This is a genomic window from Bacillus sp. 05T31 (assembly GCF_056396725.1).
The window spans coordinates 1-2855 of sequence record NZ_JBFTMA010000592.1 but is presented as its reverse complement, the minus strand read 5'-3'; the positions used below and the strand labels follow the sequence as shown (position 1 = coordinate 2855).

Genomic DNA, 2855 nt, shown 5'->3' with positions numbered 1-2855 from the left:
GTTTAATTGAAACGACGGAAGGATCAATTTTAATCGATGGAAAAGATATTCAACAATATAACATAAACGAACTACGTTGGAATATAGGGTACGTGTTGCAGCAGATTGCGCTGTTTCCACATATGACAATTGCTGAAAATATTGCAGTTGTCCCTGAAATGAGAAAATGGACCAAAAAGGAAATAAAAGCACGTGTCGATGACTTGCTACAGATGGTTGGGCTCGATCCAGATGTATATCGTGATCGCATGCCAGATGAATTGTCGGGAGGGCAGAAACAACGTGTTGGTGTCGTACGGGCATTAGCCGCAAACCCGAAAATTGTACTTATGGACGAGCCATTTAGTGCGTTAGATCCGTTAAGTAGGGAGCAGCTTCAGAAGGATATCGTACAATTGCAAACAAAGATTCAAAAAACAATCGTGTTCGTAACGCACGATATGCAAGAGGCTTTATCACTTGGTGATCGTATTTGTGTAATGAAAGAAGGAAAAGTTGTTCAATTAGATACACCAGAAGGAATTATACATAACCCGAAAAATGAGTTTGTAGAGGAGTTCATTGGAAATCGTGGACGACCTTGGTATGAGGGGAAGAGTATAGAAGAGGTATTGCCGCTAGACGAGGGTATACGAGTTGAAGGGAATGCTTTATCTTTACATTCGTCATTACAAGAAGCACTAGTCCGCTTACAAACTGAAGAGTCAGTGCCGGTTGAAGAGCATGGTCAATATGTTGGAGCGTTAACAAGTCGTCATATTGTCAATTACATTGTTGAACAAATGAAGGAAAGAGGCTAAACAGTGACTGATTTTATTCAAACGTTCCGAGAACGAAAAGTAGAATTGCTAAGTGCATTAAGTGAGCATTTACAAATATCGCTTATTTCACTATTTTTTGCAGTAATTATTGCAGTGCCGCTCGGCATTATATTAACGAGAAAAGAACGAATGGCTGAATTTATTATAGGGACTTCTGCTGTTATGCAGACAGTGCCCTCACTTGCTTTACTTGGACTATTAATTCCGTTAGTAGGAATTGGAAAACTGCCAGCTATAATCGCATTAGTTGTGTATGCACTATTACCTATTTTACGAAATACATATACAGGAATACGGGAATTAGATGAATCACTTATAGAAGCGGCGAGAGCTATGGGGATGAATAGCTGGAAAAGATTATGGAAGGTAGAGCTTCCGCTCGCATTGCCAATTATTATGGCTGGTATTCGTACAGCGATGGTATTAATTGTTGGAACGGCTACATTAGCTGCTTTAATAGGCGCTGGTGGGCTCGGTAAGCTCATATTATTAGGCATAGATCGAAATGACCATGCGCTTATCATTTTAGGGGCCGTACCAGCTGCGTTACTCGCTTTATTCTTTGATATAGTACTTCGCATACTTGAGAGCCCGAAACGCTCTTCTAAGCGCGTTATATTGACGATATGTATAGTTGTAGTAATGATAGCTGCTCCATTTCTTTGGAATACCGAAAAGAAAGACATAGTTATTGCTGGTAAACTTGGATCTGAACCAGAAATATTAATTCAAATGTACAAGCAACTTATTGAACAGGATACAGATTTACAGGTGGAATTAAAGCCAGGCCTTGGAAAAACAGCATTTGTATTCGAAGCGTTAAAATCAGGTGAAGTAGATATATACCCAGAATTTTCAGGTACAGCTTTATCTACTTTCGTGAAAGAAGAACCGAAAAGTACAAATCGTGATGAAGTATATGAACAAGCTCGTATTGGAATGGAAAAGAAATATAATATGGTTATGTTAAAGCCAATGGAGTATAACAATACATACGCACTAGCCATGCCGAAAAAAATAGCAGATCAAAATAACATAAATACAATTTCTGATTTAGGRAAAATTGCACAGGAAGCTAAAGTAGGATTTACATTAGAATTTGCTGATCGTGAAGATGGTTATAAAGGAATGCAAAAATTATATAACTATAAGTTTTCAAATGTTAAAACGATGGAACCGAAACTGCGCTATAGTGCAATACAATCGGGAGATGTTAACGTAATCGATGCATATTCAACAGATAGTGAATTGGAGCAATATGGGCTTAAAGTGCTAAAAGATGATAAAGGACTATTCCCGCCTTATCAAGGAGCACCATTATTAAGAAAAGAGACGTTACAGAAATATCCTGAACTCGAAAAAGTATTAAATAAATTATCTGGAAAGATTACAGATGAAGAAATGAGAAAAATGAATTATGAAGTAAATGTGAATGGGAAAAGTAGCGAAGAAGTCGCAAAACAATTTTTACAAAAAGAGAAGTTACTTCGTTAATTTTACAATAAATATACAATTTTATATGTATGAAATGACCGTTCATTACAAAATGAACGGTTTTTTTGTGCATACTTATACATTTTTTCAAAAAAGTATTCCATTTTTCTTCATTTTCTTTTAGAATAAGTAATGTTTTCCTGAAAAAATATAAGAGAAACGTCTATTAGAGAAAAAGGTGACTTTAATAGTTGAACGAACATAACACCTAGAATGACAGATGGGGTGGTACAAATAGAAAAGAAGTTAGGATTTTTTCCGTTAATCGCATTAGTAGTTGGAACGATGGTTGGTGGCGGTGTTTTTAGTTTACCGCATGATTTAGCAGTAGGAGCAAATAGTGGTGCAACGATAATTGGTTGGTGTATTACAGCAATGGGAATGATTCCACTTGCGCTCGTATATCAAACGTTAGCAAGACAAAAACCGGAGCTTGAGGGCGGAATYTATAGTTATGCACGAGCTGGATTCGGTGAATATATTGGTTTTAACAGTGCTTGGGGATACTGGYTAGCAGGGATTTTAGGAAATGTTGCAACA

3 protein-coding genes are annotated in these 2855 nt (G+C 37.0%); all 3 read left to right on the top strand.

Translation table 11 applies throughout. The features are described 5' to 3' along the window. Positions 1–800 (top strand): ABC transporter ATP-binding protein (locus AC1DJR_RS24810; RefSeq protein ID WP_477003741.1); only part of this gene is annotated, 800 nt, incomplete at its 5' end. Between the two features lie 3 nt (positions 801–803). Then, positions 804–2315 carry an ABC transporter permease/substrate-binding protein gene (locus AC1DJR_RS24805; RefSeq protein ID WP_429687307.1) on the top strand — a complete coding sequence of 504 codons (1512 nt, stop codon included), beginning with the start codon at positions 804–806 and terminating at the stop codon, positions 2313–2315. Positions 2316–2528: 213 nt separating this feature from the next. Continuing rightward, positions 2529–2855 (top strand): amino acid permease (locus AC1DJR_RS24800; RefSeq protein WP_477003740.1); only part of this gene is annotated, 327 nt, incomplete at its 3' end.